Here is an 18,100-nt window from a genome sequence, read left to right as displayed (position 1 = left end):
ATCATTTTTTAAAATAAATACATGATCTCTAAAAAAAATAAATCAAGAAATAATTTCAGACTTAATTAAATGGTATTTTATAAAAGATCTCTAACCAAAATCGGTCTTATTTTTTGTCTTTTGATTTTGAATTCATTTTAAAGTTAAATCTGGCTTTATTAAAAGTAAGAATAAAGAACGTTAAAATTGTTTTTCTTATTAGGATTTAAAATTAACATTTTTGGTGTTATAAATAAATAGCTTTTATATAATAACCTGTTTAACAGATTATTATATAATTTTTTAAAAAAATAAATTTAACATAAATATATTGTTAATTTAGTTTAGGTTTGTGTTTGGCTAATTCAAATAAATAAAAACATGAAATTAAAAATTAATGGATTTATGACGCTTTTTTTAGCGTTTGTGGTGCAAGTAACAATTGCTCAAACCAAGACGGTTACTGGAACTGTTACAGATTCAGAAAGCTTGCCATTACCTGGTGTAAATGTGCTTATTAAGGGGTCTTCGAGTGGTACACAAACTGATTTTGATGGAAATTATTCCATTGAAGTGGACAATAACCAGCAACTCATATTTTCGTACGTAGGGTTTCAAACCCAAACCGTTCGTGTTGGTGATAGAACAGAAATCAACATCCAGTTAGAGACTGGTGAATCCTTAGATGAAGTCTTTGTTGTCGCCTATGGAACAGCCTCTAAAGAATCTTTTACAGGTTCTGCAAGTGTAATTTCTTCAAAACAATTGGAAACCCGTAATGTGACCTCTCCAATTGAAGCTATCGAAGGTAGAGCAACAGGTGTGCAATTTACAACACCCACAGGCCCTGGGGATTCTCCAGGAATAGTCATTAGAGGTGTTGGAACACTAAATGGCGATACTGATCCTTTGTATATCGTAGATGGAGTACAATATAATGCGCCTTTAAATACATTGAACCAGGAAGATATAGCGTCTTTCACTATTCTAAAAGATGCCGCATCAACATCTATTTATGGATCCAGAGCTGCTAATGGTGTGGTTATCATTACAACAAAGAGCGGTACCAAAGGAGCAATAAAAGTAAGTGCTTCTGCTCAATCCAGTATTATAAATAGAGGTAGACCATTATATGATCAGGTGAATCCAGGTCAATATTATGAAACAATGTGGGAAGCTCTAAGAAATTCTTCTGCTGCCAATGGAGACGCTGCTTTTGCTAGTGCAAACATCTACAATCAATTAGGTTATAACCCCTTCAATGTGGCCAACGATCAAATTGTAGGAACCGATGGTAGACTCAATCCTAATGCTCAACTCATTTACAAAAGCTTAGACTGGTTTGAGGAATTGGAGCGAACTGGACAAAGACAAAATTATAATGTGAATGTATCTGGAGGCGGGGAAGATCACTCTGTATTTTTCTCTGCTTCATATTTGGAAGAAGACAGTTATGTGATCACTTCAGGTTTTGACAGATTCACTGCTAGATTGAATGCCGATTTTCAGGTCACTGATAAAATTAAGGTCGGTGGTAGTACAAACCTTTCTTTAACTGAAGCAAGAGCACCAAGTTCTGCAGGAACAGGTAGTATTGTTAACCCTTTTAGCTTTGCACAAGGCATTGGTTCTATCTATCCAGTTTTTGTCAACGATAGAGATGGAAACATAGTTTTAGATGAAGTAGGTGCTCCTTTATGGGATAGTGGAGAAGGCTTCCCAGACTTTGGAATTGGATCACGACCAACGAATCAAGGAAGACACGCGATTCAAGAATTAACTTTAAATCGTGAACTCGAACAAAACAATACATATGGTATACGTTTGTTTGGTGAGTATGAAATCATAGATGGGTTGACCTTTAAATTAAATTATGGTAGAGATTTAACTGACTTTTTTGCAAGTCAATACGAAAACCCAATTATTGGAGATGCTCAGCCAGTTGGTCGTTTAGATCAAAGACGGGCAAGACGTGATACAGAAACTTTTAACCAACTTCTAACTTATCAGAAAAGTTTTGGTTTTCATAATTTAGACTTGACTGCTGGTCATGAGAGCTACGAAACTTCTATTAGTGATTTGGATGGTTTGGCAACGATTCAGGCTGCAAGCGGCATATTTGAATTTGCTAATTTTTCAAACATTGTAGACTTAGATGGAGCAACATTCGACAGGTCTTTGGAAAGTTATTTCTTTAGAGGAAATTACAACTTCAATGACAAATATTACTTAAGTGCATCTGTTAGAGCTGATGGTTCTTCGGTTTTCCAGTCTGAAAACAGATGGGGTAATTTTTACTCTGTTGGAGCTTCATGGAGAATGGATCAGGAAGAATTTATACAGAAGATAGATTGGATAGATCAGCTAAAAATAAGAGGCTCTTATGGTGAAGTAGGTAATGACGATCTTTTAGATTCTTATCTCTCACAAGCTAGATTCAACATCACCTCTAATGCTGCAAATCCTGCAATATTGTTTACTGATATCGGAAATGAGGATTTACAGTGGGAAACCACAGAAAGCTATGATGTGGCTTTAGAGTTTGGTTTATTCAATAACTTTTTAGATGGTTCTGTTGAATATTATAGAAGAAATTCTACTGACCTACTTTACAATCTTCCAATTGCACCTAGTAACGGACTGAATGTGGTTCCAGTAAACGCTGGAGACCTTTACAATTCTGGTTGGGAAATGGCCTTGACTGGTCATATGGTTAATACCGATGAACTTAAATGGGATTTAACCTTATTAGGATCAACGCTTAAAAATGAAATCACAAGTCTACCAGATCCATTCATTAATGGAAGTAAACGATGGGCTGAAGGAGTATCTAGATTTGATTTCTTCCTTTTTAGAACTGCAGGAGTCGATCCAGCTACGGGAGACCAGTTATACTTACAATACGAACTTGACGCAAACAACGAGAGTATTCCAGTCTTAGATGCTAATGGAAATCAATTAACGACCAACGATTGGACAGAAACAGAGAGAGCATATACAGGAGATTCTTCAATTCCAGATTTTATTGGCTCTGTTGCTAATACAATCAGCTATAAAGGATTTACGCTAGATCTATTGATTACTTATGGTATTGGAGGAAGTGTTTTAGACAATGGTTACGCCGACCTTATGCACGCGGGTGCTTATGGAAGATCCTCACATCCTGATATTTTAAATGCCTGGAGACAACCTGGAGACATTACAGATGTACCACGATTAGAAAATGGAAATGTCCTTTTAGTTCAAACTCAATCTGATCGCTTTTTAACAGATGGTTCTTATATTAACTTAAGAAATGCTAGTCTTAGCTATAGATTCGACAGCTCTATGGTCGAAAAATTAGGCTTAGATAATTTGACTGTAAACTTAACAGGAGAAAACCTTTATTTTAAAAGTAAAAGAGATGGACTCGATCCTCAATTCAATTTAGCGGGCACCTCTCCAGCTAACAACTTTTTTGCTCCAAGAATTATATCCCTAGGGTTAAACATTTCACTATAAAAAATTATAGATATGATAAATAAAATTAAACTTATACTACTGGCTGCTTTATTTTTTCCAGTACTATCATGCGAAGACGAGTTCTTAGAGAGAACTCCTACCGATGCGATATCGGCTGACGATGCACTTGCAAGTGTTGACAATATGCAACTTGTTTTAAACGGTGTACACAGGGGCTTATATTCTCAATCACAAACCGTTTTCCCTGGTGGTAACACTGGGAGGGCTAATGATCATTACTGGGTACCAATGGGCGACAATTTAGCAGGTTATCTTATTCATTCTGCAAACGCCAATAATCTCGGATGGCGAACCAATGCGCAATGGAATGATCACACAGTTCAAACCTCTTTAACAACTGAATTACTTTGGTATCACCGTTACAACATCATATTACACGCAAATCTTTTAATTAATGGTATTGCTGAAAGTGGATTTACTGAAACAGCGAGACTTAATGAAATATTAGGTCAAGCTTATACCTATAGAGCTATGGCCTACCTTTCTTTAGTACAACATTACGCAAAAGGTTATCTGATTGGTAATCCAGAAACAGATCCAGGTGTACCATTATTATTTTCTTCAGAATCTCCGTTCACAAGTCAACCAAGGTCAAGTGTACAAGATATATACGACCAAATTGGAAGTGATTTGACCGATGCTATAACAGCATTTGAAAACGGTACAGGAAGATCTGGTTCGGGAGCTGCAGCAAAATCTCAATTGAATATTGATGTGGCTTATGGCATTAGAGCAAGATGGGCTTTATCTAAAGGAGACTGGGAAACTGCTGCAGCATCTGCAGTAGCTGCAAGACAAGATTACCCTTTAATGAATGAAGCTGACTGGCTTTCTGGTTTTAATTCTAATGAACTCTCAGAAGTGATTTGGGGAAGCCATGTAATAGAAGCTGAAACTACATTTTTTAGATCTTATTTCTATTTAGCCAGTAATACATTCAATGGAAGTCAGATAAGAAATAATCCTAAAATAGCAGACCGTAGATTGGTAGATGCTATTCCTGAAACAGACTATAGAGGTAAAGTTTTTATAGTGGATGCACCAAACACAAATACATCAGCTGCAAATGGACAAGGTGGGTTTGGAAATGATCCTAATTATACTGACCAGGCCGAATTTAATGCACGTAGAGCTGAGATTAATGCTGAATATGGTATTTCAAACAGTTTTAATCAACATCCATATATGCATTTCAAATTAAAGAATGCAAATCCTGGTACAATTGATCCAGATGATGTCATTTATATGCGATCTTCAGAAATGTATCTAATTGAAGCTGAAGCCTTAGCGATGATGGATGATATTCCAAATGCTCAAATAGCACTTGAGGCCTTAGTTAACGAAAGGGACAGCGCTTTTGATGTTTCCGTATTTAACACCAAACAAACGTTAATGGAACAAATCAAGTTTCAAAGACGATTAGAGCTTTGGGGTGAAGGTTTTGGATATACCGATAAAATACGTTGGGATGAAAATATAGATCATGCTGCAGATGGTGGATCTGGAGCTTCTCAAGTTCTTTACCAGCAAGCCTATCAAATCGATAGACCATCAATAAATGACGATTGGATCTTTAAGATTCCTCAGGCTGAAATTAACGCAAATCCAAACTTAAGCTCAAGTGATCAGAATTAAACTAATAATCCTTTTAACTTAGTATCAAGACCTGCTAGAATATCTAGCAGGTTTTTTTTGGTTGAAAATCACCCTTAAAGATGGATTAAACCTTTTAAATTGATTTTTACTTGATATCATAGTTTTCAAAAAATCCAATAAGATCCTTTTTTTAAAATAAATACGTACTCCTAAAAGGGATAAAATCAAGATATAATTTCAGACTTAATTAAATATTTAAAATTAAATGGTATCTCATAAAAGATCTCTAATCAAAATCGGTCTTAATTTTTGTCTTTTGATCTTGAATTCATTTTTAAGTTAAATCTTGCTTTATTCGGTAAAATAAAGTGACTCACTTTTTGAAAATCTTTTACTAAACCGATATAGTTAATTTTGTAACTTCTGTTCGTTATTTAAACAATTATAATAAACAATACGTAAATCACTGTTTTTCAGTATTTTGAAAATTATTAATAAATATTTTTTAATAAATTATGTAATTTTAACGTTAGTATCTTGTTAATATGTTAAAATGCATTTAGGTTTGTAGTTGGCTAATTCAATTAAACAAATGATATGAAAACAAAGTTAAATGGAATTTTAATGCTCTTTCTGGCATTAACGGTGCAATTCAGTATTGCACAGACCAAAACGGTAACCGGTACGGTTACCGATAACACTGGTTTACCATTACCGGGAGTTAATGTTTTGGTGAAAGGAACAACACAAGGAACACAAACCGATTTTGATGGAAATTACTCCATCGATGTGGAGCCTACTCAACAATTAGAGTTCTCTTACATCGGTTTTACAACGCAGACCATTGCTGTGAGTAACAAGTCTGAAATCAATGTTCAAATGGAATCAGGAGAAGCGCTTGATGAAGTTGTCGTTGTTGGTTTTGGTACGAGTAGAGAAAAGAAATCTCTTGGTTATTCTGTAAGTGCTGTTGAGTCAGAAGGATTGGAAGACCGATCTGAAGGTGATTTAGGACGCGTATTACAAGGTAAGGCTTCCGGGGTTGTGATTAACAACTCTAGCGGTGTTTCTGGATCTGCAACCAACATTAATATTAGAGGATATACTTCTATAAATGGTAGCAACCAACCCTTATTCATTGTAGATGGTGTGCCAATTTCAAACGACACCAATGGAGTTGGTGATTTTGAAGATGGTAACGCAGGATCTTCACGATCTTTAGATTTAGATCCAAACTCCATTGAAAGCGTATCTGTGCTTAAAGGGTTTGCTGCAGCAACTGTTTACGGTTCTGCTGGAAAAAACGGGGTGATTTTAATCACTACCAAAGCTGGTTCTGCTGGGGAAAGACAAAAGAAAAGTGAAGTCTCTGTTTCACAAGGAATTTTCTTCAATGAAATAGCTTCATTACCGGACTATAACAGTAAGTATGGTAATGGATTTGATGGTGCCTTTGGAAACTTTTTTTCAAACTGGGGCCCTGGTTTTAATGCCGAGGGTTTTGGTGGATATCCGCAACAAGGAAGTGGAATTAATGCTGATGGAACTTATAACCATCCTTATAACCGAGCTAATTTAGCAGACGTATTTCCAGAGTTTCAAGGAGCAACATTGCAATGGGAAAACCAGCCAAACAACGTAAAAGACTTCTTTAGAACTGGATTAGTAAAAAATACTTCAGTGAACATAGGGAAAACTTCAGAAGATGGTAAAATTTCTTACAATGTTAATTTTGGACATCTAGATGATGAAGGATTTACTCCTAACAACAGTCTATCCAGAACTAACTTTTCTGTAGGAGGCAGAGCTCTATTATCAAATAAGCTAACTGTTAATAGTACAATTAACGTCTCAAGAACTGACTTTAAAACACCTCCTGTAGCCCTTGGCGATGGTAACAGTACAACGGGTGATGGATTGTCTGTATATTCAAATATATTTTTTACCCCTAGAAACATTCCATTAATGGAGATTCCTTTCCAGAATCCCGTGACTGGTGCTAGTGTTTATTATAGAAACGATGAAGCAATTCCAAACCCAAGATGGGTTGCCAATAATAGTTTTGTAAGACAAACAACTTCTAGGTTTAATACTGCTAATACACTAACGTATGAAATAAATGAAAGTTTGAATTTTTTATACAGAGGTGGTTTAGATATCTATTCAGAACGTAACGAGACAGGTACTAATATTGGTGCTACAATAGGTCCAGTTCTTGGAGAATATTCTTCTTTTACAAACACCAATATCGTATGGGATCATAACTTCCAATTGAATGGTGAATATGATTTAACATCAGATCTCAATGTAAATTTTACTCTAGGTGCTACATCTAGATACAACAAATTTCAAAGAGACGGTGTAAGAAGCTCTGGCCAAATTGTTTTTGATGTATTTAGGCATTTCAACTTTAGACAGCAATCACCTATACAATTTGAAACTTTTCAAAATATTGTAGGTGTATATGGAGTTGCCGATTTTGAATATAAGGATTACTTATACTTTAATTTATCAGCTCGTAACGATTGGGTGTCAAATCAAGAGAATAACTCTCAATTTTATCCAAGTACAAGTGTATCCTTTCTTCCAACATCTGCTTTTTCAGACTTAAGAAGTCAAGATGGACTGAATTACTTAAAAATTAGAGCAGGATATGGTACCTCTGCTGGTTTTGCCTCAGGATTTCCTACGGTAAATACGCTACCTTTAAATACACGATTTTTCCAATCAGCTGGAAGCAGTACGCCAATAGCAAGCAACTCTTTATCAAGAGTCTTAGCTAATCCAGACATTAGGCCTGAGCTTTATGAAGAATATGAAATTGGATTAGAGGCTAGAGCTCTAGACAATAGAATATCACTGGACTTTTCTTATTTCAAGAGAAATACACAGGACTTAATAATCAATAGACCTTTAGCTCCAACTACTGGTTTCACTTCAACACAGTTTAATATTGGTGAAATCCAGGGTTATGGTTTTGAAGGAGATTTAGGAATAGACGTCATTCAAAATGATGGAACAGGATTAAATTGGAATGTAAATTTGAATTACACTAAGATACGTTCTAATGTTACAGATCTTGGTTTGGAACCAACTGATGACCCCGTAGATAACGCCATTCCTTATTCTGGATTTTCAAACTTAGGAAACGCAGCTATTGAAGGCCTACCATTTAGCACAATGATTGGATCGTCGGTTGCTAGAGATGAGGATGGAAACCCATTGGTGAATTCTCAGGGTACTTACGTCATAGATAACGGACCTAATGTCATTGGAGATGCTACACCTGATTTCTTAACTAACTTCAGCACAACTTTATCTTACAAAAATTTCACATTCAATGCATTAATTAGTTACCAACATGGAGGAGATATTTACTCCAACACCATTGCAACCATGCTAGGTAGAGGGGTAACAACAGATACAGAAAACAGATTAGATACTTACATTCTTCCAGGTGTACTAGCTGACTCAGGACAGCCAAATGATATCCAAATCAACAATTCCACTTACTATTTTGATGTATTTGGTATTGGTGCGCCAGATGAGTTAAAAGTGTACGATGGCTCATTTGTTCGTTTACAAGAGGTATCTTTAACTTATAAATTTCCTAAAGAATGGCTAGATTCAACACCTTTTGGTAATTTATCTTTATCAGTTCAAGGTAATAACCTTTGGTATAATGCTCCAAATACTCCGGATGGGGTAAACTTTGATCCAAACATCATAGGTACTGGAGTGGGTAATGGTCGAGGCTTTGATTTTCTAAACGGCCCAAGCGGAAAGCGATATGGATTTACTTTAAGAGCAACATTTTAAAAAATAACTACAATGAAAAACATAAAATATACTGTTATTTTGATGCTAGGTCTACTTACACTTTTTTCGTGTGAAACTACAGACCTAGACAAACTAAATAACCCAAACGAATTAAGTCCAGATCAAGCTGATATCGACTTATCTATGAATGCAATTTTAGTAAGAACTGGAGATTTTACAAATACAATGGGTTCTTATGGTTCGAGATTTACTAGAATAAGAAATATGTTTGGCAGAACTTATCTTAACGTTTTTGGTCCTGCTACATTTAGCGGAGTATGGAACCAAGCTTATGCGGATATTTTGAGCGACATACGTGCAATGAACCAGCAAATAGATGGCTTAGAAGGTGAATTTGAAAAGCATAGAGCCGTCGGTGAAGTTATAGAAGCCTATATCGTAGTAACTTTAGTAGATTATTTTGGTGATATCCCTTACTCAGAAGGTCTGGATCCTGCAATTTTAAATCCAGCAGTAGATAGTGGAGCTGATGTTTATCAAGCTGCTTTAAATCTTTTGGATGATGCTATTGTAAAGCTTAATGAACCAACTACTGTTAATATAGCAAATGATCTTTACTATGGAGGAGACTATGACAAATGGGTTAAGCTAGCTAACACTTTAAAAATGAAAATATATTTTCAACAGCGATTGGTCAATCCATCTGCAATTGATGATTTTCAAACCATTGTAAGCGGAGGAAACTATATTCAAGAAGGGGAAGACTTTGTTTTCAACTGGGGAGAAAACCTCGATAATCCAAATTCAAGACATCCTATTTATAACGTCCAGTATGCCCCAGGTGGTCCGGATACATGGTATATGTCGAATTGGTTAATGGACCAAATGAGAAATGGCCAGACTACTGAAGATCCAAGAATTCGTTATTACTTTTACAGACAAGTAGATGATGTGGTCTCCAATGTAGATCCGGATTCTGGTTCAGAGAAGCGTTGTATTATACAAACTATACCCCCGCATTATGCAAACAACAATATCTTATATTGTTTTCCTGAAGACAATAGAGGTTTATGGGGTAGAGATCATGGACAAGATGATGGTATTCCGCCAGATGGATTCTTAAGAACAGCTTTTGGAATTTACCCAGCAGGCGGTCGTTTTGACGACAGCAGTTTTGAAATTATTGATGGAAATAACTACGGTGCAAATGGTGCTGGAATTACTCCAATTTTGTTAGCCTCAACGGTTGATTTCTGGAGAGCAGAAATCGCATTGGAGATAGATAATGATCCAGGTACAGCATCTCAGCTTTTAGAAAATGCTATGGTAAAACATATAAACTATGTTCAGTCGTTTACCTCTAGAAGTGCAGCAGATTTTGATGAATCGACAATTCCAACCAACGCGGAAGTGTCAAGCTTCGTCACAGAAGTTATTGATGAGTTTGATACTGCAAATGCAGAAAAACAACTCAACATCATTGGAGAGCAGTTCTTTATTTCTTTGATCGGTAACGGCACTGATGCCTACAACTTCTATAGAAGAACTGGGGCACCGACAGATATTCAGCCAAGTGTTGAACCAAATCCAGGATTACTACCAAGAACATTATGGTATCCAGCAACAGAAGTTACTGCTAATCCAAACGTATCTCAGAAGGATGATTTAACAGTGAAAGTATTTTGGGATAATAACCCATCCACTGGTTTCCCTGTTAATAATTAAAACAAATATTAAAATGAAAACACTCATAAAACAAATAAGTATCATTACAGTTCTTGCTTTTCTAGTTGGTTGTAGTGATACAGAGAAAGTAACAGAAGTTCTACAGGAAACTACTGAAAGAGGCACTGTACTAAAAACTATCGAAACGAACTTGGAGTTTGAAGTAGGTGAAGATAATTTAATTTCAGTGTCTGCTGAAGTTATAGATCAACGTGGTCAAGATTTCGAGAAAATTGATGTATTCTTATCTTTTACTGATAATAGAGATGCATCTGATCCAGACAACGTTACTCAAGATGAAACTCTCTTCGAGACGTTTTCTCCAGCAGACTTGGACAATAGTAGTGAATATCCAGTTTTGAATTTTGATTTTACTGGAGATGAATTTGACGATTTCTTTGGTATAAATGATACAGACTATGCACTTGGTGGGCGAATCAATATCCGTATGGAACTAGTCATGAATGACGGCAGGGTATTTACGAGTACAAATGTAAATGCAGTGGTATCTGGTGGAGGATTTTACCGTTCTCCTTTTCAATACAGCATGAACCTAATTTGTCAACCAGCACAGCCTGTACCAGGAACATGGGTTATAGATCAACAAGATAGTTTTGGTGATGGCTGGAATGGTGCAGAACTGATTGTCACTGTTGACGGAGTTGAAACAAGGTTTGGTTTGGATGATGGTGGCTCAGGAACAGCAAGCTTTATAGTTCCACCTGACACTGATGTTGTTTCAGTTGTTTTCTCATCTGGAGATTTTGATGGGGAAGTTAGCTTCCAAGTTAGAGCTGCAAATGGCAATACTGTAATAGATGCAGGTCCAGGGCCATTAGTGGATACTGAACTAATTGACTACTGTAGATTAGATTACAGATTGTAAAATAATTGATAGACGATTAATTCGTTATCTAAAACTTTAAACCTGCTAGAGAATTCTAGCAGGTTTTTTTTATGGCCAAGCCTTACCTTTGGAACATGCAAAAGCTGACAATACTTTTACTACTCTACTCTGCTATTGGATTTAGCCAGCAAACTGATAAAGTAGACTTCTTGAAAATGGAGGCTGAAGTTGAAGTTGATACCCTTGAGTTTAAAATCAAAGGAAATATTCAAGTCAAATTTAAAGCACTTCAAAACATAGATTCGGTATTCTTGGACGGGGTAAATATGAAGATTAAGACTTCTGAAACAAACCCTTTCAAGATTGTTCAAGAGGACGATAAGATATGGATCACCAGTAATTTTAAGGAAAATACAGAATACACTGCAGAATTCTCTTATGAAGCAAAGCCACGGCAAACTGTTTATTTTGTTGGGTTCAATTCAGATTTGAAAGCTTATCCTTCTCAAGTCTGGACACAAGGTCAAGGCAAATATACCTCACATTGGTTACCAAGCCTGGATGATATGAATGATAAACTCATTTTTAATATCACTTATAATGCACCAAAGAATTATGAGGTTATGGCTAACGGCAAACTTTCCCGAACCAGAAATCGATTGAATCATAAATCGTGGACGTTTGAAATGCAAAATCCTATGAGCAGTTATCTCGTTGCTTTTGCTATGGGTCACTTCAGGAGATCGACAAGCAAAAGTAATAATGGCACTCCCCTTCAGTTATATCTTGAAACCAAACATGCAGATAAAGTGAATTCCACCTATAAGCATCATAACAAAATCTTTAATTTTCTGGAAAGCAAAATCAATGTTAACTATCCATGGCAGAATTTTAAGCAAGTCCCTGTGAGGGATTTTTTGTACGCTGGCATGGAAAACACTACACTTAATATATTTTCTGAAGAATTTGTAGTTGATGATATAGGTTTAAACGACCAGAGCTTTGTCAACGTGCAGGCGCATGAGCTTGCTCACCAATGGTTTGGAAATCTAGTTACTGAAACTTCCTCTCGCCATCATTGGCTCCATGAGGGTTTTGCAACCTTTTATGCTCTGGAAGCTGAACGAGAAATTTTTGGGGAGGATTATTATTACTTCAAAATCTATAAAACTGCAGAAGAACTTAAAACCTTAAGCGATACAGGCAAAGGCCAGATTCTAGTAAGTCCCGGCGGCTCTTCCCTTACCTATTACCAAAAAGGAGCTTGGGCGCTTATCATTTTGAAAGAAATTGTAGGTGAAACTGTTTTTGAAAATGCCGTAAAAAATTATCTAAACAAATATACTTTCAAAAATGTGACTACAGACGATTTTATGAATGAAGTGGAACTCGAATACGGCCAACCGCTCACTAATTATAAAGAAAGATGGCTAAACCAGAAGGCTTTCCAATCGAGAGAAACTTTGGAATTTTTGAAAAAAAATGAGTTTATTCAAGACTACATGAAATTAGTGGCTTTTAGAGAAACGCGACTAACTTTTAAAACTGAAAGGCTTGATGAAGCTCTTGATTTTCCTGTCAATGATTATTTAGGACAAGAAGCGGTTTATCAACTAAACAGTAATGAACCTGAACTTTCACTACCCTTGTACCGAAAGGCTCTAAAAACAAATAATCTTTACGTTCGTCAGGCTGTAGCAAATTCTCTTACGGCCGTTCCAAAAGCTCTCAAAACCGATTACGAGACTTTACTTGATGACAAGTCATACACGACAATAGAAAAAGCACTATTACACCTATGGATGTCTTTCCCAGAGGACAGGCACGAGTACCTGGATCGAACAAATAACATCACAGGCTTTCAGGATAAAAATGTGAAACTTTTATGGCTGACCTTAAATCTTGCAACTTCAGATTATAATCCAAAAGAGAAATCAAAAGTTTATTCTGAATTAAGCAGTCACACTCAACCAGGCTATCCTTACCAAATAAGGCGCCATGCTTTTGGGTATTTATATCAAATTAATACATTCACTGAAGATAATTACAAGGATTTGATGGAAGGTGTTTTCCATCCTGTTTGGCAGTTCAAGAAATTTTGCAGAGAGCTATTGGACACACTGATGAAATCTGATCTTCATAAAAACGCACTTCTAAAACTGAGGGATAACTTTTCTACAAAAGAAAAAACCTTTTTTAATAACAGATACTAAAAAAGATGTTTGATCTCATTTTTAACAAAAGCAATACCTGTGTCGCTTGGAGATGACTTTTCCAGTAAATCTGTCAAAATAACCTCTCTTAACTTTTGAGCATTGGTGATTTTATCACTCATATTCGTATGTCGAATAAGTGAAATGGTCGAATTTTTGGAAGCCTTTATGGCATCCCAGCATTTCTGACTTACATACACTTGTTGCACAAGATTGTGCTCAAATTCCTGCTCTATAGAAGCAATAAGAAGATTTTCATAATCATATTTATCATCACCTACAGGTTTTACCCGAGATAAAAGCTGGCCTGGAGATATACGCTCAAGAAAGAGCACCAAACGCTCAAAGGCCTGAAGTCGCAATGGAAGAACCTCACTCCTATTTTCTTTCCTTAGGACTAGATACTGCATCTCCTTTTGGTGATCTACATAAGTTTTAAAAAAATAATAGCCTATACCACCAGCAATAAGTGCAGGAAGCAAATAAGCCAAATAGTTTAAAAATTCTGAAGATGATACCATTATGAAGTTTTTTTCAAATATAAATATTAAACCTTAGTTTAGGTTTAGAGATTTAATTTTTAAAGATGATATCCCACTAAATGCTTACAAAATTCACTAATTTTGAAGTGATTGTAATAATTTAAAAATTCAACTCTTGCAGAACTATATTGAACAATTGAACGATGCTCAGCGCGAGGCTGTCTTGCAGAAAGATGGTCCTATGATCGTTATCGCTGGTGCTGGATCTGGTAAGACCAGAGTTCTTACTTACAGAATTGCGTATTTGATGAGTGAAGGTGTCGATTCTTTCAATATTCTCGCACTTACTTTTACCAATAAGGCTGCAAGAGAAATGAAAAACAGGATTTCTGAAATTGTTGGTCCTGAAGCAAAAAACTTATGGATGGGAACCTTCCACTCCGTATTTGCAAAAATATTGAGGTTCGAAGGCGATAAACTTGGCTTTCCCTCCAATTTTACGATTTACGATAGTAATGATTCTCAACAACTGATTAGAACAATCATTAAAGAAAAGAATCTCGACAAGGACATTTATAAATATAAACAAATTCAATCGAGAATTTCCTCATTTAAAAACAGCCTGATTACTGTTAAAGCTTATCATCAAAACCCAGAATTGCAGGAAGCTGATGCTATGGCTAAACGTCCTCGTATGGGCGATATCTACCAGGAATACGTAGATCGCTGCTTCAAATCTGGCGCTATGGATTTCGATGATTTACTGTTGAGAACCAACGAACTTTTAACGCGTTTCCCGGATGTGCTGGCTAAGTATCAGCAGAAATTCAAATACATTTTAGTCGACGAGTATCAGGATACGAACCATTCTCAATATTTGATTGTAAGAGCTCTTAGCGATAGATTTCAGAACATTTGTGTCGTAGGAGATGATGCTCAGAGTATTTATGCGTTTCGAGGAGCAAACATCAATAACATTTTGAATTTTCAAAAGGACTATGACGATGTCAAGTCCTACAGGTTAGAGCAGAACTATAGATCCACAAAAAACATCGTAGAAGCAGCAAACTCCATCATTGAAAAAAATAAAACCAAGCTGGATAAGATAGTCTGGACACAAAATACAGATGGCTCTAAAATTCATGTAAATCGCCTTATCAACGATGCCGAAGAAGGTCGATTTGTGGCGAGCTCTGTCACCGAAAAACGCATGCAGGAGGGTGCTAAAAATGGAGATTTTGCCGTTTTATACCGAACCAATGCACAAAGTAGAGCCATTGAAGATGCTTTAAGACGGAAAGATATTCCCTACAGAATTTATGGGGGGTTGTCCTTTTATCAGCGTAAAGAAATAAAAGATGTTCTTGCCTATTTGAGATTAATTATAAATCCAAAAGACGAGGAATCCTTAAAACGTGTCATCAATTATCCTTCTCGAGGGATTGGACAAACGACCTTAGATAAATTGACACTAGCGGCAAATCACTATAAAAGAACAATTTTTGAAATTATAGAAAACATTGGAAAGCTGGATCTCAAAATCAACAGAGGGACTCAGACCAAACTGACCAACTTTGTGAATATGGTCAAGAGTTTTCAAATACAGAATGAAAATTTGAATGCCCTTGAGATCACAGAAATTGTCTCCAAAAAAACAGGACTTCTTCAGGAATTTAAAAAAGACGGTACACCAGAAGGCATTGCCAGAATTGAAAATATTGAAGAGCTTTTAAATGGTATCAGTGATTTTGTGGAAGGTCAAAAAGAACTGGTGGATGCTAAAGGATCTCTTTCAGAATTTATGGAAGATGTTGCTTTGGCTACCGACCTGGATAAAGAAACGGCAGACGAAGACCGGGTTGCCCTCATGACTATTCACCTGGCAAAAGGACTAGAGTTTCCTTATGTGTATATAGTTGGTCTTGAAGAAGACCTCTTTCCTTCCGCAATGAGTATGAACACAAGGTCCGAACTGGAAGAAGAACGACGTTTGTTTTATGTCGCACTTACACGAGCTGAGAAGGAAGCTTACTTGACTTATGTGCTTTCCCGATATAGATGGGGAAAATTAATCGATGCTGAACCCAGTCGATTTATCGAAGAAATTGACGATCAGTATCTGGACTACATGATTCCCAAAGATGATTACAGATACAAATCATTAATTGATAAGGATATTTTTGACGATGTCGATAAAAGTAAATTAAGACAAACCAAACCAACCAATGGAACACCTCCCCCAAGTCATAAACCAACAGAGCAACAACTAAGGCGACTCAGGAAAGTAAAGCCAGAAGGTGACGAACTTCCTACAAAAAAGGCTAAGCCGGTACAACTAGATGAAGGGCAAATTGTTGAACACACACGATTTGGAAAAGGTGAGGTTTTAAAAGTTGAAGGTGCGGGTATGGATAAAAAAGCGGCCATCAAATTTGAAAATGGAGGAGTTAAAAACCTCATCCTGAAGTTTGCTAAACTTAAAGTTATCTCTTAATGTTAACAGTCACCAAACTCATTGTTGCGCTATTATCAATATTCAGTATCATACTGTTGAGTTTTACTTTCTTCATTGAAAAGGATTCTGAGCTATATCGCCTAATTCATTATTACGATTTCGGGCTTTGCATGATTTTTTTGTATGATTTCTTTGTACAGTTATACAAAAGAAAAAAACGATGGCGGTATTTCTACACCTACGGCTGGTTGGACTTGTTGTCTTCTCTTCCTGTTATAAATCAATTGAGATACATTAGAGTTCTTAGAATTTTTAGAGTGTTACGAATAATAAAATCTTTTAACAGGCTTTATAAATTTATTATTACCAACAAAAAAGCAAGCCTCTATGGATTGATAGTTTTCGTATCTACCATAACATTAATTTTGAGTTCAACGTTGGTTTTGTACTTAGAAGAAGATGTAGGTAATATTCAAACGGCTGAAGATGCCTTATGGTGGAGCTATATCACAATCACAACAGTTGGCTATGGAGATTATTATCCGGTAACAAATCCAGGCAAACTTGTCACAAGCATTTTAATTCTTAATGGAATAGCTATTTTTGGTACTATCGTATCTTATATTACAGATAAAGTGAATACCATCAAAAAAAGATCATCTATAGGTGAATAATTTCGTAAATTAGAATTCATTTTAATCATAAGAACATGGCAGAACTCATCAAACTTTACGAAGAAAATCCTTCAGAAAAAGAAATAAAGCGCATTGCAAAAGTTCTTAAAGATGGTGGATTGGTAATTTACCCTACAGACACCGTTTATGGACTTGGGTGTGACATAAATAACACAAAAGCTTTAGAAAAAATTGCACGTCTCAAAGGCGTGAAACTTGAAAAAGCAAATTTCTCCTTTGTTTGCGAAAACTTAAGCAACCTTTCTGAATATGTAGCTCAGCTTGATTCAGCAACCTTCAAAATTTTAAAGCGTAATTTACCGGGTCCTTACACTTTCATATTGCCAGGTAATAATAATTTACCTTCAGTATTTAAGAAGAAAAAAACAGTTGGTATAAGAGTTCCAGATAATAAAATAGCGCAAATGCTTGTTCAACATCTTGGTAATCCTATCATTTCAACATCAATCAAAGATGATGATGATGTTGTAGAATATACAACAGATCCAGAACTCATTGCAGAAAAATGGGATAAACTTGTGGACATAGTTATAGACGCTGGTTATGGGGATAATATGGCTTCTACGGTCATTGATTTAACACAGCAAGAACCCGAGCTTATAAGGCAAGGTAAAGGTTCTGCTAATATTTAAAGCAAAAAAAACGGCAACTTTTCAGTTGCCGTTTTTTTTAAATTTTATGTCCCGTCCTAATATAGCGATACACTAAAATCAAGTGTATATGGAATCACCAACAAATAAAGGGTATGTAAAGCGAACCCAAAAAGATTATTCGCTTTCTTTTAAGCTTCAGGTAGTCGAAGAAAT

Annotated in this window: 10 protein-coding genes; 9 read left to right on the top strand and 1 reads right to left on the bottom strand. The window is 36.0% G+C overall.

Features of this window, described 5'->3' with window-relative positions; translation table 11 throughout:
• Positions 1–360 precede the first annotated feature (360 nt).
• The 6 genes from LB452_RS09585 (at position 361) to LB452_RS09560 (ending at position 13,662) form a co-directional block, all read left to right on the top strand.
• Complete coding sequence (locus LB452_RS09585; protein WP_224461524.1) at positions 361–3,480, top strand: SusC/RagA family TonB-linked outer membrane protein; 3,120 nt, start codon at positions 361–363, stop codon at positions 3,478–3,480.
• A gap of 12 nt (positions 3,481–3,492) precedes the next feature.
• Positions 3,493–5,136, top strand: coding sequence for a RagB/SusD family nutrient uptake outer membrane protein (locus LB452_RS09580; protein WP_224461523.1), 1,644 nt, complete (start codon positions 3,493–3,495; stop codon positions 5,134–5,136).
• Between the two features lie 558 nt (positions 5,137–5,694).
• Positions 5,695–8,916, top strand: coding sequence for a SusC/RagA family TonB-linked outer membrane protein (locus LB452_RS09575; protein WP_224461522.1), 3,222 nt, complete (start codon positions 5,695–5,697; stop codon positions 8,914–8,916).
• Positions 8,917–8,928: 12 nt separating this feature from the next.
• Complete coding sequence (locus LB452_RS09570; RefSeq protein WP_224461521.1) at positions 8,929–10,602, top strand: SusD/RagB family nutrient-binding outer membrane lipoprotein; 1,674 nt, start codon at positions 8,929–8,931, stop codon at positions 10,600–10,602.
• 13 nt (positions 10,603–10,615) lie between these two features.
• The gene (locus LB452_RS09565; RefSeq protein ID WP_224461520.1) at positions 10,616–11,488 is read left to right on the top strand and encodes a hypothetical protein; all 873 of its coding nucleotides are present in this window, start codon (positions 10,616–10,618) and stop codon (positions 11,486–11,488) included.
• A 71-nt stretch (positions 11,489–11,559) separates the two neighbouring features.
• A complete protein-coding gene (locus tag LB452_RS09560; protein WP_224461519.1) occupies positions 11,560–13,662 on the top strand; it encodes a M1 family metallopeptidase in 2,103 nt (700 codons plus the stop codon).
• On the opposite strand, the gene LB452_RS09555 is transcribed toward LB452_RS09560, so the two are convergent.
• A complete protein-coding gene (locus LB452_RS09555) occupies positions 13,659–14,183 on the bottom strand; it encodes a DUF7935 family protein (protein WP_224461518.1) in 525 nt (174 codons plus the stop codon). The two genes, LB452_RS09560 and LB452_RS09555, sit on opposite strands and share 4 nt — an antisense overlap.
• A gap of 136 nt (positions 14,184–14,319) precedes the next feature.
• Here LB452_RS09555 and LB452_RS09550 point away from each other — a divergent pair, with 136 nt between their 5' ends.
• The 3 genes from LB452_RS09550 to LB452_RS09540 are packed head-to-tail and all read left to right on the top strand — an operon-like array spanning position 14,320 to position 17,926.
• Positions 14,320–16,638: an ATP-dependent helicase gene (locus LB452_RS09550; RefSeq protein WP_224461517.1), complete on the top strand. Its 2,319-nt coding sequence runs from the start codon at positions 14,320–14,322 to the stop codon at positions 16,636–16,638.
• Positions 16,638–17,273, top strand: a complete 636-nt coding sequence (locus tag LB452_RS09545; protein ID WP_224461516.1) for a potassium channel family protein — start codon at positions 16,638–16,640, stop codon at positions 17,271–17,273. Before LB452_RS09550 ends, LB452_RS09545 begins: the two co-directional genes overlap by 1 nt.
• Before the next feature lie 35 nt (positions 17,274–17,308).
• Positions 17,309–17,926 carry an L-threonylcarbamoyladenylate synthase gene (locus tag LB452_RS09540; protein ID WP_224461515.1) on the top strand — a complete coding sequence of 206 codons (618 nt, stop codon included), beginning with the start codon at positions 17,309–17,311 and terminating at the stop codon, positions 17,924–17,926.
• Positions 17,927–18,100: the final 174 nt, after the last annotated feature.

The sequence above is a fragment of the Psychroflexus longus genome, assembly GCF_020164595.1.
GTDB lineage: Bacteria > Bacteroidota > Bacteroidia > Flavobacteriales > Flavobacteriaceae > Psychroflexus > Psychroflexus longus.
The sequence above is the reverse complement of the archived record's forward strand: the minus strand, read 5'-3'. Positions and strand labels throughout refer to the sequence as shown.

Excerpts from the sequence above, each read along its gene's own strand:
- LB452_RS09585 (WP_224461524.1), top strand. The coding sequence starts at position 361 with ATGAAATTAAAAATTAATGGATTTATGACGCTTTTTTTAGCGTTTGTG.
- LB452_RS09580 (WP_224461523.1), top strand. The coding sequence starts at position 3,493 with ATGATAAATAAAATTAAACTTATACTACTGGCTGCTTTATTTTTTCCA.
- LB452_RS09575 (WP_224461522.1), top strand. The coding sequence starts at position 5,695 with ATGAAAACAAAGTTAAATGGAATTTTAATGCTCTTTCTGGCATTAACG.
- LB452_RS09570 (WP_224461521.1), top strand. The coding sequence starts at position 8,929 with ATGAAAAACATAAAATATACTGTTATTTTGATGCTAGGTCTACTTACA.
- LB452_RS09565 (WP_224461520.1), top strand. The coding sequence starts at position 10,616 with ATGAAAACACTCATAAAACAAATAAGTATCATTACAGTTCTTGCTTTT.
- LB452_RS09560 (WP_224461519.1), top strand. The coding sequence starts at position 11,560 with ATGGCCAAGCCTTACCTTTGGAACATGCAAAAGCTGACAATACTTTTA.
- LB452_RS09555 (WP_224461518.1), bottom strand. The coding sequence starts at position 14,183 with ATGGTATCATCTTCAGAATTTTTAAACTATTTGGCTTATTTGCTTCCT.
- LB452_RS09545 (WP_224461516.1), top strand. The coding sequence starts at position 16,638 with ATGTTAACAGTCACCAAACTCATTGTTGCGCTATTATCAATATTCAGT.
- LB452_RS09540 (WP_224461515.1), top strand. The coding sequence starts at position 17,309 with ATGGCAGAACTCATCAAACTTTACGAAGAAAATCCTTCAGAAAAAGAA.